We start from the raw sequence: 23,162 nt of genomic DNA on the forward strand, positions 1-23,162 counted from the left end.
TGGGCGTACCCATCGCGTACTCATCGCGTACTCATCGAGTGCTCATCGCAATCTCGACCTACTTCCACATCGCGAGGTACCTGACTGGTGGCACGGCGCGCGGCTGCCCGCCCGCCGTACTTGTTGCGGTGGTTCTCCGAAGCGGGGGACCCGGGAGAAATCAGGACTCCGGGTTGCCGCCCGCCCGCCCCTCGATGAACCCGCGGAGCCGCTCCGTGTCGAGCGCGCCCTGGAGCCGGAAGGCCCGGGGGAACGCCCGACGGCGGACCGCGAGGTCGAGGCAGGCCGGATCGGGGTGCAGGTGTGCGCCCCGGCCCGGCAGTGCGCCACGGGGATCGGGGACGCAGACGCCCTCGACCGCCGTGACACGCAACAGCTGGTGCTTGGCCGCGCGCTTGCGGCAGCCCACGCAGGTGCGTTCCGGGCGTGCTCGGACATGCGTCCGGCCAGACGAAGGCAAGTCTACCCCTCCGAAGGGACATGGCGCCGCCCCGCCAGTCCCGGAGGACCGGCGGGGAGCCCGCTACAACACTGACTACCGCTCCGCGGATTCCTGGCCGGCGTCCTCGGTGTCCGGCCGGATGTCGATCCGCCACCCGGTCAGACGGGCGGCGAGGCGGGCGTTCTGGCCCTCCTTGCCGATCGCCAGCGACAGCTGGTAGTCCGGCACGATCACCCGGGCGGAGCGCTGGGCCGCGTCGACGATCTCCACGCTGGTCACCCGCGCGGGGGACAGCGCGGCGGCGACCATCTCGCGGGGGTCCTCCGACCAGTCCACGATGTCGATCTTCTCGCCGTGCAGCTCGCCCATCACGGCGCGCACGCGGGCGCCCATCGGGCCGATGCAGGCGCCCTTGGCGTTCAGCCCGGCGCGGCGCGACCAGACCGCGATCTTGGTGCGGTGGCCGGCCTCGCGGGCGATCGCCGCGATCTCCACGCTGCCGTCCGCGATCTCCGGGACCTCCAGCGCGAACAGCTTCTTCACCAGGCTCGGGTGCGTGCGCGACAGCGTCACCGACGCCCCGCGGACACCGCGGCGCACGGCCACGACGTAGCACTTCAGCCGGGTGCCGTGCCGGTAGTCCTCGCCCGGGACCTGCTCCTGCGGCGGCAGGATGGCCTCCAGCTTGCCGATGTCGACCAGCACGTTCTTCGGGTCGTTGCCCTGCTGGACGACACCGGTGACGATGTCGCCCTCCTTGCCCGCGTACTCGCCGAAGGTCTGGTCGTCGGCGGCGTCGCGCAGGCGCTGCATCATCACCTGGATGCCGATGCTGGACGCGATCCGGCCGAAACCGTTCGGGGTGTCGTCGAACTCCTTGGGCTCGACGCCCTCGTCCAGCTCCGCCGGGTCCTCCATCGCCCACACGGTGACGTGCCCGGACTTGCGGTCCAGGTGCACCCGGGCCCGGCGGCGCGAGCCCTCGGTGCGGTGGTACGCGGTGAGGAGGGCCGACTCGATCGACTCGACCAGCAGGTCGAAGGGGATGTTCTTCTCGTTGACCAGCGTGCGCAGGGCACTCATGTCGATGTCCACGGCTACGCCTCCTCGTCTTTCGTCACGTTCATCATGGTCCAGTGCGTGCGGCCGTCACTCCGCACCGTCGTCCCCCTCGTCGAGGAGCTCGTCGTCCTTGCGGTTGAACTCGACCTGGACGCGCGCCCGGGCCACCTCGGAGTACTCCAGGCGGCGCTCCTTCGGACGGCCGCGGCCCTTCACCGGCTGCACCTCGACCAGTGCGCCGTCCTCGTCCGCCTCCAGCACCCGCGCGACGACCTCCCCGCCATCGGCCAGGTGGATCTTGGCCAGCCGGCCCTCGGCGCGCTGCCAGTGCCGGGGCAGCGCCAGCGGACGCTCGGCACCGGGGGATCCGACCTCCAGCAGGTACGCGCCGTCGCCCATCACGTCCGACTCGTCCAGGGCCTCGCCGACCACGCGGCTGAAGTCGGCGATGGCGTCCATGTCCACGCCGTCGTCGGTGTCGACGTCGATCTGCACCTGGCGGCGGCTGCCGGCCTGAGTGACCCTGACGTCCTCCAGGTCCAGGCCCGCCCGCGCGGCCAGCGGCTCCAGCAACGCGCGCAGCCGGTCGTTGGTGGTGGTGCTCATCCGGGTGGACTCCTCGGCCGCGTCTGCTGTTGTCAGAAGGTCGCTCCGCGTCCCGACGGGTCGCGGCAGCTCGGCCCAAAGCCTAGCCGGTGATGCCGCGAACCACCGATTCCGGACCACACCGCCCAGGCCGTCCGCCACCCACTGCGAGCAAGGTCACACCCGCCCCCGGCCCTCCTCCCGCCCCGGATCCGGGCCGAAATCGTGGGGATTCTGTAATCATTCACGCCTACGAGGGCAGGCAGGGAGGCCGTCCTCCCGTACACGCCCCGGAGTGACACGCATGCAGCCGCCCAGCCGACGGAGCTTCCTGGCCCTCGGACTGCTCTTGACCGCCGCCGCCTGCACCACCGGCCCCGACCGGGAGGCGCCCGCCGACGCCCGTCGGCCCGACCCGGACGAGCCCCTCCGCCGACGCGCCGTGACCGCCACCGACGCGCTGCTCGCGGCCTACGACGGCCTGCCGACGGCCCAGCTCCAGCCCCTGCGCGCCGAGGTCGCGGAGCACCGGGCGGCGCTGGCGCAAACCCTCACGCCTCCGACACCGCCCGCACCCTCCACCACCACACCGGGCGCCACCGCGCCGACCCCCACGGCCACTCCGTCCCCCGTCACCACCACCGCCGAGCTGGCCGCCCTCGAACGCCGGACCGCCCAGGCCCACCTGGCCGACCTGGGCGCCGCGTCCCCGCAACTCGCCCGGCTCCTGGCCTCCGTCGCCGCGTCGGCCGCCGTGCACGCCACCGCGCTCGGCGACACCGCGCCCCCGGCCGCGCCGGACTCCTCGCCCTCCGCGCCCTCCTCACCCTCCGCGACCCCGGGCGCGGCGCTCACCCCCGAGGCCGTCACCGCGCTCCAGGGCGCCCTGAACGCCGAACACGCCGCCATATACGGCTACGGCGTGGTCGGCGCAAAGCTCCCCGACGACCAGCAGCGCGCCGACGCGCGGACGGCCTACGCCGACCACCAGGCCCGCCGGGACGCGTGGCAGCGCCTCCTCACCGGCGTGGGAGCGACCCCGGGCGCGGCGGCCGCCGGCTACCAGCTGCCGTTCGCCGTCACCGACGCCGCCGCGGCCACCCGCCTCGCCGCCCACATCGAGACCCGGCTCACCGTGATCTACGCCGACCTGGTCGCCGCCGTCCCCGCCCAGCAGCGCACCGCCGCGGCCGACGCCCTGCGCGAGGCCGCCCTCCACGCCCGCCGCTGGGGCGCGCCCCAGCGCGCGTTCCCGGGCATCGACGACCAGGCCACGGCGTCCCCGACCGCGTCGCCGACCCCGGCCCCGACCCCGTCCGCGACTTCCTGAGCCCGGCACCCTCCGCGCGACACTGACCTGCGCTTTCGCCCCGATCACCGACAATGGACGGGTAGCACCACGGGGGAACACCAACCGGAAGGCCGGCATGTCGGGAGCAGCAGCACAGATCACCGTGTCGGCATGGCTGGCGCGCAGCATCGCCGCGAGCCCCGGCGGCGACGCGGCCGGGGCCTGGCTGGCGGGCCTCCCGGAGCGGGTGGCCGCCCACCTGGACCACTGGGACCTCACCCTGGAGCGCGTCCTCGACCCGGGGGGCAGCCTGAGCCTCGTCGCCTACGTCCACCGCGACGACCTCTCCCCCGCCGTGCTCAAGGTCGGCCTGGTCACGCCCGAGACGGCCACCGAGCACGCCGCGCTGACCGCATGGGCCGGCCGCGGCGCCGTCCTCCTCCTGGACGCCGTGCCCGCCGAGGGAGTCCTGCTCCTGGAGCGTCTGCACGGCGACATCCCCCTGCGGTCGCTCGCCGAGCCCAAGGCCATGCTGGAGGCGACCAGCCTCCTCCACCGCCTGTGGGTGCCACTGCCCGACGAACACGCCTACCCCGCCCTCGCCGACCGCGTCGCCGCCGGGGCCCCCGCCGTCGCGCCCCCGCCCGAGGCGGCCGCCCTCGTCGCCGAGGCCCTGGAGACCGGGACCGCCCTCGCGGCCTCCGCCACCGAGACGTTCCTGCTGCACGGCGACTTCCACCACGGCAACGTCCTCGCCGCCGACCGCGCCCCCTGGCTGGCCATCGACCCCCGCCCCCTCGCCGGGGAACGCGCCTACGACCTGGCCCGCCTCGTCCTGGACCGCGCGGACACCGTGGTCGGCTCGGCCGGTGCGCCCGGCGCGATCCGCAGGCGGCTCCACCAGCTCTCCGAGGCCCTGGAGGTGGACCAGGAACGCCTGCGCGGCTGGACGCTCCACCGCGCCGTCGACCTCGGCCTGCGCGCCCTCGCCGTGCAGCGCCGGGAGGACGCCGAGCTCTACCTGGAGTTCGCCGGCGCGCTCTGAACCGCGCCCGCGCCCGGCCGCCGCAGCGGCAGCGGGGCCCCCATCACCGCGTACAGCCGGTCCGTGGCCGGGAAGCGCACCGCCCGCGCGAGGTCCTGGTAGCCCAGGGAGCGGTACAGCCGCCGGGCCGGCGTCTCGGCGTCGATCGCCGACAGGATGCTCCGGTCGAGGCCCGAGCGCTCGCACAGTCCCCGGATCAGCCGCGAACCGACGCCCCGGCCCTGCCACTCGGGCAGCACGTGCAGCTCGGTGATGGCGAACACCCCGTCCAGCCAGTCCCCGTGCCCGCGGGAGACCAGGTAGGGCTCGATGACGGTGCTCCACCAGTGCTCGCGCCGGTTGGGCATCCCGTACCCGAAGCCGACGAGCCGCCCGCCGCTCATCGCGCCGAGGGCGATCACCCCGGGCTGCTGGGCGTGCCTGCCGACGATGTGCAGCCGGACGGCGACCTCCTCGGGCGTCAGCCCGAACGCCACGGCCTGGACGTCGAGCGCCTGCGGCGCCCAGGCCGCGAGGTCGATGGCCTCGATCGTCACCCCGGTCAGCTGATCCATGCCCCGGACGTTACTACCCGCGCCGCGCCGACGCGGGCGGAGCCGCAGATCAGCGCCGCCGACCCGGCCGAGCCGCCGGAGGAATCCCCCCTGGGGAGGCCCCACTTGAGGAAGCCCAACGTGAGGAAGCCCGATGTGAAAACAACGGGCGGGCGGACGTCCCCGTCAGAAGAGCACGCTCATGAACGCCCCGACCTCGCGGAAGCCCACGCGTCGATAGGCGGCCCGGGCGCGCACGTTGAAGTCGTTGACGTAGAGCGAGACCACCGGGGCGACCTCCCGCAGCGCGATGTCCAGCACCGCCGCCATCCCGGTCTCCGAGAGCCCCCGCCCCCGGTGCTCCGGCGCGACCCACACCCCCTGGATCTGGCACGCCCCTTCGGTCACCGCGCCGACCTCGGCCTTGAAGACCACCTCGCCGTCGTCCCCGAACCGCGCGAACGACCGTCCCGTGGAGACGAGTTCGGCGACCCGGGCCTGGTACAGCAGCCCGCCGTCCCCGGCCAGCGGCGACACCCCGACCTCCTCGGTGAACATCGCCACGCAGGCCGGCATCAGCGCCTCGACCTCGTTCCGCCGCACCCGCCGGACCAGCGGATCGGGGGCGATCTCCGCCGAGGACACCGTCGTGGCCATCAGCGGCTGGTGGGCGCGCACGTCCCGGGCCGGTCCCCAACTCCGTTCCAGGAGCGCCCAGAAGGCCGCCGTCGGTCCGGCCGGACCGACGATCGAGGAGCACCGGCGCCCCTGGCGCCGCGCCCGCTCCGCGAAGGCCTGGACCGCCGGCGGACCGGCGTTGACCAGGACCAGGTTGGCCCCGGCGTAGCAGAGCGCGTCGAGGACGCCGTCCTCGTCGTACCAGCCCCACATCTCGCCGCCGAGCCGCCAGGGGTCGAGGCCGACCGACTCGACGCGGGTGGCGACGAAGGCGTTGGCGACCGGGTCCCGGTGGAGGATCTCCAGGGCGTCGGCGAGGTCGGGCGGCTCCAGCACGCGGGTGGTGGCCAGGGCGCGGGCGGCCTGGAACGAGCTGGGGAGCATCACACCTCGATCGAGCATCGAGACAGCACCTCACTGAGACGACTCTGGCCGCACCCTACTCCGTGGCCCCACCCGGCTACGGCCGCGGGGCCGTCCGCGAACGGACGGCCCCGCTTCCGGAAAGACAGAACAGCGCTCCGCACGGGCCCGGGGCGGACGACCGCGCGGGGGCCGCGGGGGAACTACACCCCGGTCACTCGCCGGCGACGACCGTCGGCGCCCCGGCCTCGACGCCCTCGGCCTGCATCTGCTCGGCGAGCTTGAGCGCCTCCTCGATGAGGGTCTCGACGATCTTCGACTCGGGGACGGTCTTGATGACCTCGCCCTTGACGAAGATCTGGCCCTTGCCGTTGCCGGAGGCGACCCCGAGGTCGGCCTCGCGGGCCTCGCCCGGGCCGTTCACGACGCAGCCCATGACCGCGACGCGCAGCGGCACCTCCATGCCCTCCAGGCCGGCGGTGACCTCCTCGGCGAGCTTGTAGACGTCCACCTGGGCGCGGCCGCAGGACGGGCAGGACACGATCTCCAGGCCGCGCTGGCGCAGGCCGAGCGACTCCAGGATCTGGTTGCCGACCTTGATCTCCTCGGCCGGCGGGGCCGACAGCGAGACCCGGATGGTGTCGCCGATGCCCTCGGCGAGCAGCGCGCCGAAGGCGACCGCGGACTTGATGGTGCCCTGGAAGGCCGGCCCGGCCTCGGTGACGCCGAGGTGCAGCGGGTAGTCGCAGGCCGCCGCGAGCTGGCGGTAGGCCTGGATCATCACGACCGGGTCGTTGTGCTTGACCGAGATCTTGATGTCGCGGAAGTCGTGCTCCTCGAACAGCGAGCACTCCCACAGCGCGGACTCCACCAGCGCCTCGGGGGTGGCCCGGCCGTACTTCTCCAGCAGGCGCTTGTCGAGCGAACCGGCGTTGACGCCGATCCGGATCGGCACGCCCGCGTCCTTGGCCGCCTTGGCGATCTCGCCGACCTTGTCGTCGAAGGCCTTGATGTTGCCGGGGTTGACGCGCACCGCGGCGCAGCCGGCGTCGATCGCGGCGAACACGTACTTCGGCTGGAAGTGGATGTCGGCGATGACCGGGATCTGCGACTTCTTCGCGATGATCGGCAGCGCGTCGGCGTCGTCCTGGGACGGGACGGCGACCCGGACGATCTGGCAGCCGGACGCGGTGAGCTGCGCGATCTGCTGCAGCGTGGCGTTGATGTCCGAGGTCACGGTGGTGGTCATCGACTGCACCGAGACGGGGGCGTCACCACCGACCGGAACGTTGCCGACCATGATCTGCCGGGATACTCGGCGCTTGGCGAGCGGCTTGAGCGGCAGGGACGGAATACCGAGCGAGATCGCGGTCATGTGCGCAGGGTTCCCCAGGGTGGAGGTGTGGTCGACCGCCCGGCCGAAGGAAACGGCCGGGGCCGGGCGCGCCACGATCGCGCACCCGGCCTCCACGGTACGGCACGGGGGTGGAGCCGAGCACACCCGCCGTACCCGGACGCACTAGCTGATCTTGACCGGGTTCACCAGGTCGGCCACCAGGACCAGCAGGGTGAACCCGATGAAGATGCTGGCCACCACGTACGCCAGGGGCATCAGCTTGGCGACGTCGAACGGGCCCGGGTCCGGCCGCTTGAACAGCTGTGCGAGGCGACGCCGGACCGATTCCCAGACCGCGCCCGCGACGTGGCCGCCGTCGAGCGGCAGCAGCGGCAGCATGTTGAACAGGAACAGCGACAGGTTGATGCCGGCCAGCAGGTTCACGAAGAACGCGATCCGCTGGGTGCCGGGGATGTCGAGCGAGAAGACCTCGCCGCTCACCCGGGCCGCGCCGACCATCCCGATCGGCGAGTCCGGGTCGCGGGGGGCGTCACCGACGACGGCGTTCCACAGCCCGGGGATCTTGCCGGGCAGGGCGACCAGGGACTTCACGCCGTTCTCGGCCATGTCCGTCATCCGTCCGAGCGACTGCCCGAAACCCAGCTGGACGACGCCACTCGCCGGGGTGAATCCGAGGAACCCGGCCTGGACGGTCTGCCCCTTGATCGGGATGTCGTTCGCGTCGTACTTCTGGACGTCGTTGACCGCGATCGTCGGGCTGAGGGTCAGCTGCTGCCCGCCCCGGTCGACCACCACCGGCACGGTCTTCCCCGCCGACCTGCGGATGTCCGCCTGGAGCTGGTCGTAGGTGTGGATGCGGTCCCCGTCGAAGGAGAGGATCCGGTCCCCGGCCTTCAGCCCGGCCGTCGCGGCGGGGGTCTGCGGGGCGCCCGCCGGGCAGGCGTCGGTGGGCTGGCCCGCCTTGACGATGCACTGGGCGACGGTGCTCACCGTCGGCACGTTCATGGAGACGCCGAAGCCCATCATGACCGTCAGGAAGAGCCCGAACGCCAGGATCAGGTTCATGAACGGCCCGGCGAACATGACGATGACGCGCTTCCACGGCTTGCGGGTGTAGAACAGCCGGTGCTCGTCACCCTCCTGGAGCTCCTCGTAGGAGGCCTCCCGGGCATCCTCGATCATGCTCCGCCAGGGCGAGCTGCTGCGCTTGGTGATCCGCCCGTCATCGCCCGGCGGGAACATCCCGATCATCCGGATGTACCCGCCGAACGGGATCGCCTTGATGCCGTACTCGGTCTCGCCCCTGCGGCGCGACCACAGGGTCGGGCCGAAGCCGACCATGTACTGCGGCACCCGGATGCCGAACAGCTTGGCCGTGGAGAGGTGGCCGAGTTCGTGCCAGGCGATCGACACCAGCAGCCCGAGCACGAAGACCAGGATGCCGACCACCGTCAAAACCGCTGCCACCGCAACTCCTCCGTCATGCCGCTCCGCTCATCGTCTCGTCCTACCGCGACCGGAGTCACGGTTCAACCGCCGCGGCCGACCGGGCCGGCCGGGTCGGGCCGGCCCGGTCGGCCGGTCAGCCCAGTCGGTCGGTCAGCCCGCCGCCAGCTCGCGGGCCCGGGCGCGGGCCCAGTCCTCCGCGTGCAGGACGTCCTCGACGGTCAGGGAAGTTCCCGCCGCAGCCGACCCGCCGTCGTGCTGTCCGTGCTCGGCCACGACCTTGGCAACAGTGTCCACGATTCCCGTGAAGGCGAGCCGGCCCTTCAGGAAGGCCTCCACGCACTCCTCGTTCGCCGCGTTGAACACCGCCGGCACCGTGCCGCCCAGCGAACCCACCTCGCGGGCCAGCTCGACCGCCGGGAACGCGTCGTTGTCCAGCGGGAAGAACTCCCAGGTCGCGGCCTTGGTCCAGTCGCAGCCCGGCGCGGCGTCCGGCACCCGGTCCGGCCAGCCCAGGCCCAGCGCGATCGGCATCCGCATGTCCGGCGGGCTGGCCTGCGCCAGCGTCGAACCGTCGGTGAACTCCACCATCGAGTGCACCACCGACTGCGGATGGACGACGACCTCGATCCGCTCGAACGGCACGTCGTACAGCAGGTGCGCCTCGATCACCTCCAGGCCCTTGTTGACCAGGGTGGCCGAGTTGATCGTGACGACCGGGCCCATCGCCCAGGTCGGGTGCGCCAGCGCGTCCTGCGGGGTCACCCCGGCCAGCTGCTCCCGGGTCCGGGTGCGGAACGGCCCGCCGCTCGCCGTCACCACCAGCTTGCGGACCTCGGCCCGGGTGCCGCCGGCCAGCGCCTGGAACAGCGCCGCGTGCTCGGAGTCCACCGGCACGATCTGGCCCGGCTTCGCCACCGCCTTCACCAGCGGACCGCCGACGATCAGCGACTCCTTGTTCGCCAGCACCAGCACCCGGCCCGCCTTCAGGGCGGCCAGCGTCGGCCGCAGCCCGATCGACCCGGTGATGCCGTTCAGCACCGAGTGGCACTCCATCGCGGCCAGCTCGGTCGCCGCGTCCGGCCCCACCAGCACGGCCGGCAGCGCACGGCCCGCCGCCTTCGCCGCCAGCGCCTCGCGCAGCGCCGGCTCCGCCGCCGGGTCGGCGACGGCCACGGTGTGCACGCCCAGCTCCAGCGCCTGCTCGGCGAGCAGCTCCACCCGGCCGCCGGCCGCCGACAGGGCGACCACCCGGAACCGGTCCGGGTTGCGGAGCACCACGTCGATGGCCTGGGTGCCGATCGACCCGGTGGAACCGAGGATCACCAGCTCCCGGGGGCCGGACGGGTCCTGCACGGTGGGCGTGAAACGCAGCTGCGGGTGGGCGAGCGAAGTCATGCGCCCATTGTGTCCTGCCCGGCGCCCTCCTCGTGCCCGCCCCGGGGCGTCCGCCCCGCAGCACGCTCCGCACGACGGGGACGCGCGCCGCGGCTACCGTCGGAGCCATGCGTACCGTCATCGCCGGGGGCCACGGACAGATCGCGCTCGCCCTCGAACGGCTGCTCGCCGCCCGCGGCGACCGCCCGGCCGGGATCATCCGCCGCCCCGAACAGGCCCAGGACCTCGTGGCCGCCGGCGCCGAGCCGCTGCTGCTCGACCTGGAGGCCGCCACCGCCCCGCAGCTCGCCGCCCTGCTCGACGGCGCCGACGCCGTGGTCTTCGCCGCCGGCGCCGGACCGGGCAGCGGCGCCGAGCGCAAGAACACCGTCGACCGCGACGCCGCCGTGCTGCTCGCCGACGCGGCCGAACTCGCCGGCGTCCGCCGCTACCTCATGGTCTCCTCCATGGGCGCCGACGCCCACGCCCACCACCCCGCCGACGAGGTCTTCGAGACCTACCTGCGCGCCAAGGGCGCCGCCGACGACGCCGTCCGGGCCCGCACCACCCTCGACTGGACGGTGCTGCGCCCCGGCCGGCTCACCGACGGCCCCGGCACCGGCCTGGTCCGGCTCGCCCCCGGGACCGGGCGCGGCGCGGTGGACCGGGCCGACGTGGCCGCCGTCCTCGCCGCCCTGCTGCGCGAACCCGGCACCGCCGGGCAGACCCTCGAACTCGTCGCCGGCAACGCCACGGTCGCCGAGGCCGTGGCCGCCGCCGGCGGACACGACGGCTGACCCGCCCCCGGACGTGCGGAGGGCCCGGTTCGACCGAACCGGGCCCTCCGCACGTCCGCCGTCCTCGCTCACAGGACTTGCAGGACTTACACGGCTTACAGGTCGAGGCCCGTCAGGACCATGACCTTCTCGACGGTGTAGTCGTCCATCGCGTACTTGACGCCCTCGCGGCCGACGCCCGAGTCCTTGACGCCGCCGTACGGCATCTGGTCGGCACGGTAGGACGGCGCGTCGCCGATGATGACACCGCCGACCTCCAGCTCCCGGTGGGCACGGAAGGCGGTCTGCAGGTCGTGCGTGAACACGCCCGCCTGCAGGCCGAACGGCGAGTCGTTGACGGCGGCGAACGCCTCGTCGGTGCCGTCCACCCGGTGCAGCGACATGACCGGGCCGAACACCTCGGCCTCGGCCAGGATCGCGTCACCCGGCAGGTCCGCCAGCACGGTCGGGGCGTAGGTCGCGCCCTCGCGCGTCCCGCCGGTCAGCACCTTGGCGCCCTTGGCCACCGCGTCGTCCACCCAGGACTCCACGCGCTTCGCGGCGTTCTCGTCCACCAGCGGGCCGACGTCCGTCGCGTCCTCTTTCGGGTCGCCGGTGACCTGGGCCCGCACCTTGGCGACGACCTTCTCCACCAGCGCGTCGTACACCGACGCGTCGGCGATCACCCGCTGCACCGAGATGCAGGACTGGCCGCCCTGGTAGTTGGCGAACGTCGCGATCCGGGTCGCCGCCCAGTCCAGGTCGGCGTCCGAGGACCAGTCGGCGAGCACCACGGCCGCGGCGTTGCCGCCCAGCTCCAGGGTGCAGTGCTTGCGCGGCACCGAGTCCATGATCTGGTAGCCGACCTTGTCCGACCCGGTGAAGGAGATCACCGGCAGGCGCCCGTCCTGCACCAGCGCGGGCATGCGGTCGTTGGGCACCGTCAGGATGCTCCACGAACCGGCCGGCAGGTCGGTCTCGGCCAGGATCTCGCCCAGCACCATCGCCGACAGCGGGGTCGCCGGGGCCGGCTTCAGGATGATCGGGGCACCGACCGCGATCGCCGGGGCGACCTTGTGGGCGACCAGGTTCAGCGGGAAGTTGAACGGGGCGATGCCGAGCACCACGCCACGCGGGAAGCGGCGCACCAGCGCGAAGCGGCCCACGCCGCCCGGGTCGGTGTCCAGCCGCATCGTCTCGCCGTTGGTGCGGCGGGCCTCCTCGGCGGCCCAGCGGAAGACGGAGACGGCGCGGCCGACCTCGCCGCGGGCCCACTTGATCGGCTTGCCGTTCTCGGCGGTGATCAGCCGGGCGATCTCCTCGGTGCGCTCGGCCAGCCGCTTGGCCACGTGGTCCAGCGCGGCGGCGCGCACGTGCGCCGGGGTGGCGGCGAACACCGGCAGGGCCGCGACGGCGGCGTCCAGCGCCTCGTCGACCTGGGCCTCGGTCGGGACGCTCACCCGGCCGACCAGACGGCCGTCCCAGCTGTTGCGCACCTCGAAGTCGGCGTCACCGCTCGCCCGGCGGCCGGCGAGCCAGAAATCGTACGTGGTGGTCACCGTGGTACCGGCCCTCTCCTCGTCGTCGTCGGACCCACGAACATGAGCCCGAACCCGAGGGTAGGTGGGCGGACGCGACAACCGGATTGGCCGCCGAGGAGCGTTCGGCCCGGGGGGCACTCCATCCCGTCCAGACGTTCGACGCGGGCCCGGCGCCGCCGCCTCTTCGCCCGCTACTCCTCGCCCGCCGCCTCGTCGCCCGTCACTCCTCGCCGGAGCGCAGCGCCAGCCACAGCTCCATGCGGACGTCCGTGTCGTCCAGCGAACGCCCGAGCAGCTCCTCGACCCGGCGCATCCGGTACCGCAGGGTGTGCCGGTGCACGCCCAGGTCGGCCGCCGCCGCGTCCCACTGCCCGTGCCGGGACAGCCACGCCCGCAGCGAGGCCACCAGGTCACCGCGGGCCGTCCGGTCGTGGTCGCGCAGCGGCCGCAACAGCCCCTCCGCGAACGCCGTCACCGCGTCCTCGCCCAGCAGCGGCAGCAGCGACCCCGCACCGACCTCCTCGTGGTCCACCGAGCGCCGGCCACCGCGCAGCGCCACCGCCAGCGCCCGCTCGGCCTGCGCGTGCGCCGTGCCCGCCTCCTCCAGCACGGCAGGCGCCGAGACGCCCAGCGACAGGCCCTCGTGCTCCTCGACGACACCCAGGCAGGCCCGGTGCACCGCGCCGTTGTCCAGCGCCAGCACCATCAGCCGCGGCCCGTGCGTCCCGTCCTCCCGCGCGACCAGCAGCTTCTCGCCCACCCGGGACCCCGCCTGCTCCGCCCGGTCCCCCAGCTCGACCAGCGCGTCCACGGCGTCCGCGTTCGGCCCGGCCCCGGCCACCAGGACCCGTATCGTCCCCTCCGGCAGCCCGCCGAACAGCCCCACCGCCACCTGCCGGGCCGTCGCCACCTCGCCCGCCAGCACCATCCGCAGCAGCGCCGCGCCCATCCGCTCCTCCGCCTGCCGCAGCTCGCGCGAGCGCTCCAGGGTGAGGGTCAGCAGCGCCACCGCCGCGTTCAGCACGTACCGCTCGGTCGGCGTGATCCGGTCCTCGGTCCCGACCGCCAGGAAGCCCCGGGCCCGCCGGTCCGCCCCCAGCGACTGGACCACCACGTAGTCCTCGTCCGCCGTGTCTATCCCCGGCGACCGCCCCTGCAGCGCCGCACTCGACGGCGCCGGACGCCGCCGCAGCCGGTCCACCTCCGCCGCCAGCCGCCCCGCCCGGCGCGCCGCCCAGTCCGGCGCCACCACCGACAGCGCGCCCGACCCGTCGTACAGCGCCGCCCAGCCCCCCAGCCGCGCCGCCAGCCGACGCACCACGGCCGTCGTCCCGTCCTTGCCGAGCGCAGCCCGGGTCAGCTCCTCCTGCGCCTCGAAGCTCGTCGTCACCGCCTCGTACTGCTCCGCGGCCAGCGCCGCCGACACCACCTTGCTGATCGCGATGAACGGCGTCGGCTCCGGCACCCGCAACAACGGCAGCCCGCGCTGCGCCGCCGCCTCCACCAGCGGCTGCGGCACCTCCGTGTGCGACAGCCCCACCCCCAGCCCGAGCCCCACCACCCCGGCATCGGCCAGCCGGTGCACGTACGCCTGCAACTGCGCGGCCGTGCGGCCCAGCTTGATCCCGGTGGTGAGCAGCAGCTCGCCACCCTCCAGGAAGGGCGTCGGGTCGTCCAGCTCACTGGTGTGCACCCAGCGGACCGGCCGCTCCAAGTGGTCCGCACCGGCGAGGACCGTCAGGTGGAGCGAACTGTTGCGGACGACGGAGGCGAGTGTGGGAGGCATGGCACCTTCGGGGGAACGACCCGACCGCGCCGTTGCGGCCGGGCGAGGAGAGGGCAGTGGATCTGGTGAGGGGCTCTCCCCTTCATTATGGACGCTCCGGACAACCGGCACTGCCGAATCCACCTCGGAGGCGACTTCTGCCGCCCGTCCGCCCTCAGTCCCGGCTCACCCCCGGCTCATCCCCGCCTCACCCTCGGAGGTCGACCAGGAGCGGCGGAACCTGCTCCCCCGACACCGCCGTCAACGACACCACCGCGTGCCCCGCCGGCAACGCGTGCGCCAGATCCGACGGCGACCACCGCAACCGCTCCACATCCCGCGTCGTCACCGACTCCGTCTGCGCCGTCGTCCCCGACAACGCCTTCCGCCCCAACCGCCCGGCCCGCCGCACCACCCCACCGGAGGTGTCGGGGGTGTGCGTCACTTCGGTCTCGTGGACGACATGGGTGCCCCACGCCTCGGAGAAGAACTTCCCGTCCCAAGGGGCGATACCAGGAAAGACCATCCGGCATCCAACCGCTCCGAACAGCTGGGTCCGCAACGCCTCGGGCAGATCCATCAACGTACGAAGCAGCAACACGGCGCCAGCGTTGGCCCCGCGCATCCGTTGCAGGCCCCGGATCGTGTTGGCGTCCAGCGCGGCGGAAGCATCGTCCACCACCAGCCCGGCAAAGAGCGAACGGTCCACGCGCGCGGCAGCGGCTACGACGAACTGCCCCACCACCAGTCGGGAGAGAATCCGGGCCGCCTCCGGGTGGCTCCGCTCCGGCAGCTTCACCCGCACCCTCAACGGATGGTCCAGAACACGCATCGCAAACGGCATCCGTCCCGTGCCATCGGTGGCGAACGCCCCCTCGAATGCCGGACGGTCGAGCAGGCCCAGCCGGTCCGCCAGCAGCACGCCCGGGTCATCCGCACGCCCCTGCTGTCGCTGCCGATGGTCCAGATCCCGCTCGTAGAGCGCCAACTGCCCGGACTCGCGAAGCGCCTTCACCAATGGATCCAGAATGTCGGGCTCGCCGGCGAGCAGGGATCGCAACTCGCGCACCCCGGGGTATCGCCCGTAAGCCGTCTTGAACGGACCGACCACCTGCTGGAGCGTCGTTCGAGCGCTCTCCGCACGAGCGGTCAACTCATCCGGGAGAAGCGCCTCGGCCAGCCGGGCAGCTGCCTCGTCGGGATCCTGGGTCGCCCCGTACAGGTCCAGCCCGTAAGCCGTACCCGGCTCGCCCGGTGCGATCACCACGTCGTACCAGGAGTCTGGTCCGAGGTCGGACTCCGCTGCGCCGATCACCACTGTGCACGCCGTACCAGCGAGCGTCTGAAGGCACAGTGCCTCGGTGATCGGCCTCGCCAAACGGGCTGTCTTGCCGGTACCCGCTGGGCCCACGGCCAGGAGGGAAGTCCCGAGCAGCGTGGGGTCGAGTGCAAACCCGGTGGCCCTGTGGGTCTGCGGATTCTTCACCACGTCCTGTGTGGTTCCTAGACGGACCTGCTGCAGCAACAGGTCGTGCCGCCCCTTTCGAATCAGGAGGTCACGGCTCTCCGACGGGTGTGCGAAGGCCGCACCACCCCTCGCCATTACCTGGTCGACAAATGCCGGGACGAACACGGCATCCGCTTGCGCCGACTCCCAAGCACGCTGGATCCGTACGTAGTCGACATCGCCGACGGACAAGCGGTCCAGCCTGGCGGCCGCGGCCGACGCTCCGCCCAGACGCTGCGCGATCCATGGGTCGGCAGCGGGAACCACCGCGGCTTCGTCTGCCGATCTCGCCAGAGCTGGGCCCTCGTGCGTGACTGCAAGAGCAAGCACAGGCGCAACGTTCCTACGCCAGCCCGCCGGGCTGAGGAACCGTCGCCAGACTTCCCGCCACCGCCCAGTCCGCCAGAACACGGCCGCGGCACAACTGATGGTCACCAGATTGATGAGTATCTGGACGACGTTGAACTGTTCCGGCGTTGTCCCGGCGAACCAGCCGAACAACGTCCCGGTCACCCACATGAGAACGAACGTACCGATGTAGTACGTCGCAAAGGTGGCGACGAGATTCAGCAATGCCCGCCACAGAAGTTGCCCAGTGGGCACCTTCGCCTCTTCGGCCTGGGTAGCGTCGATCAGCTCGTGCCCCTGGCGGTAGATACCCGGCGCCGCCTCCGGCCGGGGGATCGCCACCCAGGCTGAAAGGTCGAAGGACCCCGCCTGGGACGCGCCGGGGCGCTGGTGGGGCATGGGGGGTGGGGGTGTGGTGGTGCGGTCGCCGTGGTGGTGTGCCCCGTCCTGTGCCATGTGTACGGCCCCGCTCCCTCGCCCGCCCGGCCCGACCGCCGTCGGTGCCGCCATACCCATGCCGCCGTACCGGCGACACGCCCGCGCTCAATGTAGTGGAGCGGGGCCTGCGGGTAGTCGTGCCACCCGCGCTGGCCGTGCCGGACAAGTCGGACGGCGCAGTGCTACCGAGTGGCGCATGCCCGGTCCCCGGGGGCGGCCGTAGCCTGCGAAGCACCGAGCCTAGAAGTCTGGAGAACCCCATGAGCGCCGCAACGCCGCTCCCGCAGGAGCGCCGCCTGGTCACCGCGATCCCCGGTCCGAAGTCGCAGGAGCTGCAGGCCCGCAAGCTGGGCGCGGTGGCCGCGGGTGTCGGCACGACCCTGCCGGTGTACGTGTCCCGCGCCAACGGCGGCGTGCTGGAGGACGTGGACGGCAACTCGCTGATCGACTTCGGTTCCGGCATCGCCGTGACCAATGTCGGCAACAGCGCCGAGGCCGTGGTGGCGAAGGCGAGCGAGCAGCTGGCCGCGTTCACGCACACCTGTTTCATGGTGACCCCGTACGAGGGCTACGTGGCGGTCGCCGAGCAGCTGAACGAGCTGACCCCGGGCGACCACGACAAGCGCACCGCGCTGTTCAACTCGGGCGCCGAGGCGGTCGAGAACGCGGTGAAGATCGCCCGCGCCTACACCAAGCGCACCGCCGTCGTGGTGTTCGACCACGGCTACCACGGCCGCACCAACCTCACCATGGGCCTGACGGCGAAGAACATGCCGTACAAGCAGGGCTTCGGCCCGTTCGCCCCGGAGATCTACCGCGTGCCGGTGGCCTACCCGTACCGCTGGCTGACCGGCGCGGAGAACTGCGCCGCCGAGGCCGCCGCGCAGGCGATCGACGTGATCAACAAGCAGATCGGCGCGGAGAACGTCGCCGCGATCATCATCGAGCCGATCCAGGGCGAGGGCGGCTTCATCGAGCCGGCCAAGGGCTTCCTGCCGGCGATCGTGGAGTACGCGAAGGCGAACGGCATCGTGTTCGTCGCCGACGAGATCCAGACCGGCTTCTGCCGCACCGGCCAGTGGTTCGCGTGCGAGGACGAGGGCGTCGTCCCGGACCTGATCACCACCGCGAAGGGCATCGCCGGCGGTCTGCCGCTGGCCGCGGTGACCGGTCGCGCCGAGATCATGGACGCCGCGCACGCGGGTGGCCTGGGCGGCACCTACGGCGGCAACCCGGTGGCCTGCGCCGCCGCGCTGGGCGCCATCGAGACCATGAAGGAGCAGGACCTCAACGGCAAGGCGCAGCGGATCGGCGAGGTCATGCTGGGCCGCCTGCGGGCGATGCAGGAGAAGTACGACATCATCGGCGAGGTCCGCGGCCGCGGCGCCATGATCGCCATCGAGCTGGTGAAGGCGGGCGGCAAGGAGCCGAACGCCGAGGCCACCGCGGCGATCGCCAAGGCCTGCCACGCCGAGGGCCTGGTGGTCCTGACTGCCGGCACCTACGGCAACGTGCTGCGCTTCCTGCCGCCGCTGGTCATCCCGGAGCACCTCCTGAACGAGGGCCTGGACATCCTGGAGGGCGCGTTCGCCGGCGTCTGACGCGGTGAGCGCCCCACCGGGCGACGTACCCCCCGCCGGAGGGTTGTCCGGACAGCGCTGAACGGCCCGCGGGGACCTGCACCAGGTCTCCGCGGGCCGTTCGGTTTCCGCATGGCGGCGCCCCGGATGAGGCTTCCTCATGGAGAAGCGCGGACCGGTCGTTCACAGGGTCGAAGGGTTGCCCGGTGGGCGGTGAAGATGATGTGCGGAATCACTGAAGGCGCTCGGCGTGGAAGGACCGTTGACGTAGTGTCATCGCAGATGGACAGCGAGCCCCAGCCATTGGCGGAGCCGTCCGCGGAGCCGCCGTTCGAGGCGGGTCCGCACCCGGACGACCGCGAGGACAACCAGGCCGCCCCGCACGGGACGGCGCATACCGAAGGCCGATCGACCGACCGTCCGACCCACACCCCCCGGGGCGCACGGAACGGCGATCATCCAAGCCGCCCCGGAGCTCTCCCCCCTGCTCCGGGGCGGCTGTTCGGCGTCCTGGGCCGGGCGGCGGCCTCACCGCTGGTGCCGCTCGTCGCGGTGGTCCTGCTGGTGCTGGTGTCGTGGCAGGTGGCGGCGGACGGGCCGGTGCTCGGGCTGGACCGGTGGGTCGAGCACGGTGTCGCGACGGCCCATCACGCCCTGGACAGCCCGTTCCTGAACCGCGTCGGCCACGGCCTGGCGGACCTGGGCGGCACCGTGCCCGCGATCCCGGCCCTGTTGGCCGGGGGCGGGCTCGCCGCGTGGCGCTCGCGCCGGGCAGGGAAGGACCTCTGGTGGCTGCCACTGCCGGTGGCGGCGCTCACGGCGGGGCTGATCCCGCTGCTGGTGGTCCCGGCCAAGGCCGCGTTCGCCCGGCCGGGTCCGCTCGGCGGTCCGCTGCTGCCGGGCCAGTGGGGCTGGTACCCGTCGGGGCACACCGCCACGGCGACGCTGTCGTACGGGGTCGCGGTGCTGCTGCTCGCCCGGACGACCGGGGTGCGCGTCGCGCGCAGGCTGCGGGCGGCGGCGGTGCTGCTGGCGGCCGGGGTCGGCGCGGGGCTGGTGTGGAGCGACTTCCACTGGGTGCTGGACGTGCTGGCCAGCTGGTGCCTGGCGGTCCTGGTGCTGTGGGCGCTCGCCCGTCGGCTTCCCCGGCCCGGTCCGGCGGATCCGGCCTAGACGTCCTTCGGGTCCTCGTCGTTGCGGTGGACGAGGCCGGCCTCGCCGTTGTCGCGGTGCCACTCGACGACGAGTTCGTCGCGCGCACCGAACCGGACGAGGTGGCGGCCGACGACGTCCTCCAGGCCGGGGAGGTTCTCGCGCTCGCCCTCGACGACGAGCAGCAGGGCGTCCGGCTGCGCCTCCAGGGTGGCGGTGCCGGCGCCGAAGGTCAGGGTGCCGCGGCCGGTCTCCTCGGAGAAGGCGGCCTCGATCTTGCGGCCCATGTGGGCGGCGAGCTGCTTGGCGTAGCGGGCGGGGCGGTCGGTGGCGACGCGGGCTTCGGAGCGGGGCACGGGCCCTCCAGGTTCAGAGGAGGGCACTTAGGGCACCCTCACTTACGGCTACGCTAACCCAGATACTGAGCTTGGCTCAACATATTTCCGGGAGAGTCGTCCACACGCGCCCGGAACGCCCGTCCGCCGCCGGTCGCGGGCCGCGGACCGGCCGATACGCTTGGGCGGACGCCTGCCGAGGAGACCGCCCATGACCACCACGCCGACCGACGACCCGGCGCACTCCTCCCCCACTCCCCCGACGGGACCGGCAGGCCCGGCAGGCCCGGCGGACACCGCCGCCGAGCTGGCGGACGCGATGACCCGGGCGATCAAGCGGATCCGGCGCCGCACCAGCGAGCGGCTGGAGCCCTACGGCATCACCCCCGGCCAGGCCCGGGCGCTGCGCACGCTCGCGCACGCGCCCGGCTGCGAGGTGCCGGACCGCGCGATGCGGCTGAGCGACCTCGCCGACCGGCTGCACATCGCCCCGCGCTCGGCCACCACGGTGGTGGACGCCCTGGAGGAGGCCGGCCTGGTCGAGCGCAGCCCGGACCCGGCCGACCGGCGGGCCGTGCGGATCCTGCTGACCGAGGCGGGCCGCGCCGCGGTCGAGCGGATCGGGCTGGTCCGGCACGAGGTGGCGCAGGAGTACTTCGGCGAGGTCAGCCCGGCCGACCAGGACGCGGTTCTGCGCGTGCTGCGCGCCGCCGAGACGCGGTACGCGGGCCGCTGATCCGCCCCCGGGACACCGCCTAGTTGGCGAAGCCGATCACCAGCCACATGAAGCCCACCCCGGCGAGCGTGCAGAGCAGGGTGTTGCGGGACGGGTGCGGGCTGTGGGCCTCCGGGAGGATGTCGGAGGTCGCCAGGTAGAGCAGGAAGCCGGAGAAGAAGCCCAGGTAGAGGCCGAGCAGGTGCTCGGGGATGGTGAAGGCGAGCGTGATCGCGGCGCCCGAGACCGGGGCGATCGCGTCCGCCGCGAGCAGGGTCAGCGCGCGGCGCCGGTTGTTCCCGTAGAGCCGGGTGATCGTGTACGTGTTGAAGCCGTCGGCGAAGTCGTGCGCGACGACGGCGATGGCGACGACCGTGCCGACCGTGGTGCCGGCCTGGAAGGCGGCGCCGATCGCGAAGCCGTCCATCACGCTGTGCCCGACGAGGGCCAGGGCGGCGCTCAGGCCGATGCCCTGGCGCCCGGACGGCTGGGGGTCCCCGTGCGCGTGGTGGTGGCCGTGGGTGTGCTCGGCGTACTCGCCCTCGTGGCCGCGGTGGATGGCGACCGCGCGCTCGACCACGTGGATGGCGAGGAAGCCGCCGGCGAACATCAGCAGTGCCTGCGGCACGCCGTGCACCTCGCCGGGCGCCTGGCGCAGGGCCTCGGGCAGCAGGTCGAAGACGACGACGCCGAGCATCAGTCCGGCCGCGAAGCCGAGTACCAGGTGGCGCCGGTCACCGGTGCGCTGGGCGACGAAGCCGCCGATCAGCGTCATCAGGAACGCGCCGGCGGCGACGAGGACGGCGGTCACCGGGCGGCCTCCGCCCGTGCCGGTCCGTCAAGTGCTCTGCGGGCCGCTCTGCCCATCCGTCTCCCCCAGGGTTGCGCCCGACATCGGGTCGACCGCCGACCGTACCGGACGGGCGACCGGCGGCTCTCGCCCGGGGTGCCCGGCCCGGCCGGGGCTCGTTCCCCAGCCTCGGGCCGGGGGTGGCGGCACGCCCGCCGGAGGGGCCGTCGGGGTGAGCCCGCGGGGACGAACGGGCTGGTGGGGGGTGGAGGGGCGGGCCCGGGGCCGGTCAGCGACCGGTGGCGAGCGGCAGCCCGAGGTGGGTCATGGCGAGTTCGCGGACGCCGTCGCCGTCGACCAGGTGGATGTGACGGTGGCTCTCCTCGGCGGTCAGGTCGAGGGCCTCGTCGGTGAAGCGGCCGGTGGTCAGCCGCAGGCCGCGCTCGGCGGACTCCTCGCCGACGGCCTCGGCGAGCGTACGGATCTCCTCCGCCGCGACCTCCGCGGCGCCGCGGGAGGCCCAGACGACCCAGCGGCCCGGCAGCGCGCTGCCGGGGGCGCCCTCGCCGGTCGCGACCAGCCCGGCCGGGCCGCGCAGCCGCACGCTCCACTCGGCCAGGCCGCCGCGGGTGAGCAGGTCGCGGACCAGCTGGGCGAACTCGTTGGCGGACAGGTCGGGCGCGGCCGGCACGGTGGCACCGGCCAGCGCGGCGGGCTCGACGCCCGCCCTCGCGTAGGGGTCCGGGGTGACGGCGGCGCCGAGCTGGCGCAGCCGCACCAGCGCCTCGTCCTGCTCGGCGTCGGCGTAGACGCCCTCGCCGTCGCGCTCCTCGTAGGGGGCGGCGGCCGGGAGCAGCCTGGTGCGGGCCAGCGCGTCGCGGTCGGCGTCCACGCTGACCAGGCAGAGCGGTCCGGCTCCGCCGGGCTCGCGCAGCCAGCCGTTGAGGACGACGCCCTCGAGTATCTCCTCGGTGTCGACGGCGTCGGCCGCCTGGAGGGCGCGCAGGGCGAGCCGGGCGACCAGCCGCAGGTAGTCGGTGGCCCGGTCGGCCGGCGGGCGCGGGACCGGGTGGATGTCGCCGTCGGGGGCGAGCCGGTAACCGGTCAGGGAGGGGACCAGGTCGAGCGGCGGCAGGTCGAGGTCCAGCACCGCGGTGCGGGTGAGCGGTCGGAAGACCGCCCGGCAGGGGGCGGGCAGGTCCTGGGTGGCGGTCTCGGCGGCGGCGAGGGCCCGCTCCAGCAGCGACTCCACCGCGGCGGGCTCGGCCAGCCGGTAGGCCCGGCGGCACTCCTCCAGGCTCTCGTTGTACTCGCGCACCGCGCGGGCCCGGGCCGCCTCGGCCTCCTCGTGGACCCGCCGGGACTCGTCGGCGGCCGGGTCGCCGGCCTCGGCCCGGCGGGTGCGCCACTGCCGCAGGGCGCGCTGGTGGGTCAGCCGGGCCTGGGCCAGCTCGCGCTGGTAGCCGGAGTCGAGCAGGCGGCGGGTCGGCGCGGCGTCGGGGTCGGCGGTGGGCGGTTCGGCGGGGGCGAAGTCCTCCCAGCGGGGCTCGGGTTCGGTGGCGTCCGGGCCGGCGGCCGGGTAGGGGCGGGGCTCGTAGTGGCGTAGCTGGCTCTCGAAGTCCATGGCCGAGACGGGCAGCGCGGCCCGCCGGAGCAGGTCGGCCAGGCGGTCGTGCTCGGCCTGGACGGTGAGGGTGCGGTGGTGGGTGAGGGCGGCGGCGCGGCCGTGGGCGGCGACCGACTCCTCGTCGGCGGACGGGCCGTCACCGGGAGTCTGCCGGCCGCCGGTGGTGCCGGTGCTGCTGCCGGCGGGGCCGGTCGCGCCGTCGCCGTCGGCGGGCCCGGCCGGTTCCCCGGGCGCGGTCGGGTCGGAGCCCGGGTCCACGCCGAGGTCGCGGAAGACCGAGGCGAGGAAACCCGGCTGGGGGAACCGGGTGGTGGCGGCGCCTTCGGACTGGCCGTCTGCTGAGTACTGCATCGGTCGTCGTTCCCCCATGCTCGTCGGCGCCTGCGCGGGGCGACCGGCGACCCCGCGG

General features: G+C 73.7%; 20 protein-coding genes. 6 read left to right on the forward strand and 14 right to left on the reverse strand.

The window, feature by feature from the left end; genetic code table 11:
* Nucleotides 1-160: 160 nt before the first annotated feature.
* The 3 genes from ACFVSN_RS42910 to rimP all read right to left on the reverse strand — a co-directional run bounded on the left by ACFVSN_RS42910 (nucleotide 161) and on the right by rimP (nucleotide 2,110).
* A complete protein-coding gene (locus ACFVSN_RS42910) occupies nucleotides 161-409 on the reverse strand; it encodes a YlxR family protein (protein WP_380445461.1) in 249 nt (82 codons plus the stop codon).
* Between the two features lie 126 nt (nucleotides 410-535).
* Entirely contained in the window at nucleotides 536-1,537 is a 1,002-nt protein-coding gene (nusA, locus tag ACFVSN_RS42915) for a transcription termination factor NusA (RefSeq protein WP_380445460.1), read from the reverse strand.
* Between the two features lie 54 nt (nucleotides 1,538-1,591).
* Nucleotides 1,592-2,110 (reverse strand): ribosome maturation factor RimP, encoded by a 519-nt coding sequence (rimP, locus tag ACFVSN_RS42920; protein WP_380445459.1) that lies wholly within the window; start codon nucleotides 2,108-2,110, stop codon nucleotides 1,592-1,594.
* 283 nt (nucleotides 2,111-2,393) lie between these two features.
* Here rimP and ACFVSN_RS42925 point away from each other — a divergent pair, with 283 nt between their 5' ends.
* Both ACFVSN_RS42925 and ACFVSN_RS42930 read left to right on the forward strand, forming a co-directional pair.
* Complete coding sequence (locus tag ACFVSN_RS42925) at nucleotides 2,394-3,419, forward strand: ferritin-like domain-containing protein (protein WP_387958962.1); 1,026 nt, start codon at nucleotides 2,394-2,396, stop codon at nucleotides 3,417-3,419.
* 97 nt (nucleotides 3,420-3,516) lie between these two features.
* Nucleotides 3,517-4,425 carry an aminoglycoside phosphotransferase family protein gene (locus ACFVSN_RS42930; protein WP_387958936.1) on the forward strand — a complete coding sequence of 303 codons (909 nt, stop codon included), beginning with the start codon at nucleotides 3,517-3,519 and terminating at the stop codon, nucleotides 4,423-4,425.
* Here ACFVSN_RS42930 and ACFVSN_RS42935 read toward each other — a convergent pair.
* From ACFVSN_RS42935 to dxr, 5 genes are all read right to left on the reverse strand, one after another.
* Nucleotides 4,398-4,979 carry a GNAT family N-acetyltransferase gene (locus tag ACFVSN_RS42935; protein WP_380445456.1) on the reverse strand — a complete coding sequence of 194 codons (582 nt, stop codon included), beginning with the start codon at nucleotides 4,977-4,979 and terminating at the stop codon, nucleotides 4,398-4,400. The genes ACFVSN_RS42930 and ACFVSN_RS42935 overlap by 28 nt on opposite strands.
* 165 nt (nucleotides 4,980-5,144) lie before the next feature.
* Nucleotides 5,145-6,020 carry a GNAT family N-acetyltransferase gene (locus ACFVSN_RS42940; RefSeq protein WP_380445467.1) on the reverse strand — a complete coding sequence of 292 codons (876 nt, stop codon included), beginning with the start codon at nucleotides 6,018-6,020 and terminating at the stop codon, nucleotides 5,145-5,147.
* Between the two features lie 193 nt (nucleotides 6,021-6,213).
* Nucleotides 6,214-7,374 carry a flavodoxin-dependent (E)-4-hydroxy-3-methylbut-2-enyl-diphosphate synthase gene (gene ispG, locus ACFVSN_RS42945; protein ID WP_380445455.1) on the reverse strand — a complete coding sequence of 387 codons (1,161 nt, stop codon included), beginning with the start codon at nucleotides 7,372-7,374 and terminating at the stop codon, nucleotides 6,214-6,216.
* Nucleotides 7,375-7,518: 144 nt separating this feature from the next.
* The gene (locus tag ACFVSN_RS42950) at nucleotides 7,519-8,823 is read right to left on the reverse strand and encodes a M50 family metallopeptidase (protein WP_380445454.1); all 1,305 of its coding nucleotides are present in this window, start codon (nucleotides 8,821-8,823) and stop codon (nucleotides 7,519-7,521) included.
* Nucleotides 8,824-8,955: 132 nt separating this feature from the next.
* Nucleotides 8,956-10,200, reverse strand: a complete 1,245-nt coding sequence (dxr, locus tag ACFVSN_RS42955; protein ID WP_380445453.1) for a 1-deoxy-D-xylulose-5-phosphate reductoisomerase — start codon at nucleotides 10,198-10,200, stop codon at nucleotides 8,956-8,958.
* A gap of 107 nt (nucleotides 10,201-10,307) precedes the next feature.
* Here dxr and ACFVSN_RS42960 point away from each other — a divergent pair, with 107 nt between their 5' ends.
* Nucleotides 10,308-10,976, forward strand: coding sequence for an NAD(P)H-binding protein (locus ACFVSN_RS42960; RefSeq protein ID WP_387958939.1), 669 nt, complete (start codon nucleotides 10,308-10,310; stop codon nucleotides 10,974-10,976).
* Nucleotides 10,977-11,071: 95 nt separating this feature from the next.
* On the opposite strand, the gene ACFVSN_RS42965 is transcribed toward ACFVSN_RS42960, so the two are convergent.
* The 3 genes from ACFVSN_RS42965 to ACFVSN_RS42975 all read right to left on the reverse strand — a co-directional run bounded on the left by ACFVSN_RS42965 (nucleotide 11,072) and on the right by ACFVSN_RS42975 (nucleotide 16,515).
* Complete coding sequence (locus tag ACFVSN_RS42965) at nucleotides 11,072-12,514, reverse strand: aldehyde dehydrogenase family protein (RefSeq protein WP_387958942.1); 1,443 nt, start codon at nucleotides 12,512-12,514, stop codon at nucleotides 11,072-11,074.
* A 202-nt stretch (nucleotides 12,515-12,716) separates the two neighbouring features.
* Complete coding sequence (locus tag ACFVSN_RS42970; protein ID WP_380445450.1) at nucleotides 12,717-14,282, reverse strand: PucR family transcriptional regulator; 1,566 nt, start codon at nucleotides 14,280-14,282, stop codon at nucleotides 12,717-12,719.
* A 187-nt stretch (nucleotides 14,283-14,469) separates the two neighbouring features.
* On the reverse strand, nucleotides 14,470-16,515 hold the full coding sequence (locus tag ACFVSN_RS42975) for an ATP-binding protein (protein WP_387958944.1): 2,046 nt from the start codon (nucleotides 16,513-16,515) through the stop codon (nucleotides 14,470-14,472).
* A gap of 299 nt (nucleotides 16,516-16,814) precedes the next feature.
* Here ACFVSN_RS42975 and gabT point away from each other — a divergent pair, with 299 nt between their 5' ends.
* Nucleotides 16,815-18,155: a 4-aminobutyrate--2-oxoglutarate transaminase gene (gabT, locus tag ACFVSN_RS42980; protein ID WP_380508162.1), complete on the forward strand. Its 1,341-nt coding sequence runs from the start codon at nucleotides 16,815-16,817 to the stop codon at nucleotides 18,153-18,155.
* A 261-nt stretch (nucleotides 18,156-18,416) separates the two neighbouring features.
* Nucleotides 18,417-19,307, forward strand: a complete 891-nt coding sequence (locus ACFVSN_RS42985) for a phosphatase PAP2 family protein (RefSeq protein WP_387958946.1) — start codon at nucleotides 18,417-18,419, stop codon at nucleotides 19,305-19,307.
* Here ACFVSN_RS42985 and ACFVSN_RS42990 read toward each other — a convergent pair.
* A complete protein-coding gene (locus ACFVSN_RS42990) occupies nucleotides 19,304-19,642 on the reverse strand; it encodes a DUF2218 domain-containing protein (protein ID WP_380445446.1) in 339 nt (112 codons plus the stop codon). The genes ACFVSN_RS42985 and ACFVSN_RS42990 overlap by 4 nt on opposite strands.
* Before the next feature lie 190 nt (nucleotides 19,643-19,832).
* Here ACFVSN_RS42990 and ACFVSN_RS42995 point away from each other — a divergent pair, with 190 nt between their 5' ends.
* Nucleotides 19,833-20,357: a MarR family winged helix-turn-helix transcriptional regulator gene (locus ACFVSN_RS42995; RefSeq protein ID WP_380499384.1), complete on the forward strand. Its 525-nt coding sequence runs from the start codon at nucleotides 19,833-19,835 to the stop codon at nucleotides 20,355-20,357.
* Between the two features lie 19 nt (nucleotides 20,358-20,376).
* On the opposite strand, the gene ACFVSN_RS43000 is transcribed toward ACFVSN_RS42995, so the two are convergent.
* Complete coding sequence (locus tag ACFVSN_RS43000) at nucleotides 20,377-21,111, reverse strand: ZIP family metal transporter (RefSeq protein ID WP_380445466.1); 735 nt, start codon at nucleotides 21,109-21,111, stop codon at nucleotides 20,377-20,379.
* 304 nt (nucleotides 21,112-21,415) lie between these two features.
* On the reverse strand, nucleotides 21,416-23,104 hold the full coding sequence (locus ACFVSN_RS43005; protein WP_380499385.1) for a restriction endonuclease: 1,689 nt from the start codon (nucleotides 23,102-23,104) through the stop codon (nucleotides 21,416-21,418).
* Between the last annotated feature and the right edge of the window lie 58 nt (nucleotides 23,105-23,162).

The organism is Kitasatospora sp. NPDC057904 (genome assembly GCF_042887925.1).
Taxonomy (GTDB): domain Bacteria; phylum Actinomycetota; class Actinomycetes; order Streptomycetales; family Streptomycetaceae; genus Kitasatospora.